The organism is Brochothrix campestris FSL F6-1037, assembly GCF_000525915.1.
Classification (GTDB): domain Bacteria; phylum Bacillota; class Bacilli; order Lactobacillales; family Listeriaceae; genus Brochothrix; species Brochothrix campestris.
In genome coordinates this window covers 1-1,343 of the sequence record NZ_AODH01000095.1, presented here as the reverse complement: position 1 = coordinate 1,343, position 1,343 = coordinate 1, and the positions used below count along the sequence as shown (strand labels likewise).

Below are 1,343 nucleotides of genomic sequence, written 5' to 3'. Positions count from 1 at the left end.
CCGCGCTCCGCTGGGGGGTATTCAGCTGCCACTTTTCCCGCTAGAGTCGCCTTCACAAACGTCATGACGCTGCACGTTTATTATTGAGGCTCCTCGCGTATTAAAAGACAGTACAAGAGTCAATTAATTACGAGTTGGGAGCGATGCGTTTATGATTGAATCCGAGTAGAATCCTGTTTCTGAAATTTGAAAAGTTACGGTAACCAAACGAAATCCGTTTAATCACTTTTATTTTGTTATTGATCCCTCCTAAATGCCCGTTGGAATCCTCGTATTTAGAACTATTTTCGATTGTAGGTAAATGCTTGTTTAATATTTTTTAAACTGCGTTTCAGTTGTGAAGAAACGAAAGGTTTTTTAGTCTGAATCAGTGATTGGTAAGCAGGGGAATTTTTGTGTTGTACCGCAATCAGTAATTGCTGTGCTAGTTCGTACGTTTCTTTGAATTCAACATCCAGTGTCATAAAGTAATCGCTGATTCCTCTCGAACTTTTTTGTCCGTTAAATAAACGATGATAGCGATAATCAAAATCGCTTAAGTCTGTTTTGTTTTTTGAGAAGTAATTTCCAATACGCTTTGAGTTTACGATAAATCTTTTTATCTTCTGAGTTTGAAGTATCATAACGGTTCATGAGTTTAATGCGTGTTTGATTAAGGGAACGTGTTACTAATTGGGACAAATGAAAACGATCGATGATGCAATCTTCTAGATGGGAGGATATCAATGATTTCATATTTTTTCGCATCAGTGCAAATAAAACGCATCTGACTATCAGCACTCTTTACCGATTTGAATTCATCCATTGAAAGATGTAGTGGAAGCCTTTGATAGTTCGGTTTGAATTGAGGCGACCATTGGTGTAAAGCACGCTTAACAGTAGTTGTTGAAACACTCTGTCTAAAAGCGATATCTTTTTCAGAAGTAATAAACTGCCCTTCGGCAGCTAGTGTTTGGATGACACGTTTGGAGATAAAACAATTTCTTTTTACCATCGAAGTTGAAGCGATAAAGGTTGTTTTACATCCTTTACATAAGAAGCGTTGCTTCTTTAAAAAGAGATAGGTTGGAAGGTTATTTGTTTTAGGGAGTGTGATACGTGATAGTTTAGTTCCGTGTTTAATGATTTTAACTGTTTTATTATGAAAGCCGCAATTCGCACACCGTGAGTGTGTGTAAGAGCGTGTACCAAAATAACAAGTGCTTAAAACACCTTTAATTAACTGAGTTAAACACCATGTTTTTGGAAAAGAAATAGTTTCATCTGTAATTCCAGAGGAATTCGCGATATTATTAAAAAGTGATAGCTGACATTGTCGAATCCCCCTTATAAATTTGTTGTGG

The 1,343-nt window shown here is 36.8% G+C and carries 4 protein-coding genes; all 4 read right to left on the bottom strand.

Annotation, left to right across the window (positions count from 1 at the left end):
- Nucleotides 1-127: 127 nt before the first annotated feature.
- Nucleotides 128-292 carry a transposase gene (locus BCAMP_RS13285; RefSeq protein WP_408605196.1) on the bottom strand — a complete coding sequence of 55 codons (165 nt, stop codon included), beginning with the start codon at nucleotides 290-292 and terminating at the stop codon, nucleotides 128-130.
- A complete protein-coding gene (locus BCAMP_RS14085) occupies nucleotides 282-623 on the bottom strand; it encodes a hypothetical protein (protein ID WP_198015808.1) in 342 nt (113 codons plus the stop codon). Before BCAMP_RS14085 ends, BCAMP_RS13285 begins: the two co-directional genes overlap by 11 nt.
- Nucleotides 526-735, bottom strand: coding sequence for a transposase (locus BCAMP_RS15160; RefSeq protein WP_198015807.1), 210 nt, complete (start codon nucleotides 733-735; stop codon nucleotides 526-528). Before BCAMP_RS15160 ends, BCAMP_RS14085 begins: the two co-directional genes overlap by 98 nt.
- The coding region (locus BCAMP_RS12840; protein ID WP_198015806.1) for a transposase family protein at nucleotides 653-1,343 on the bottom strand (691 nt) is incomplete at its 5' end. The genes BCAMP_RS15160 and BCAMP_RS12840, both read right to left, overlap by 83 nt.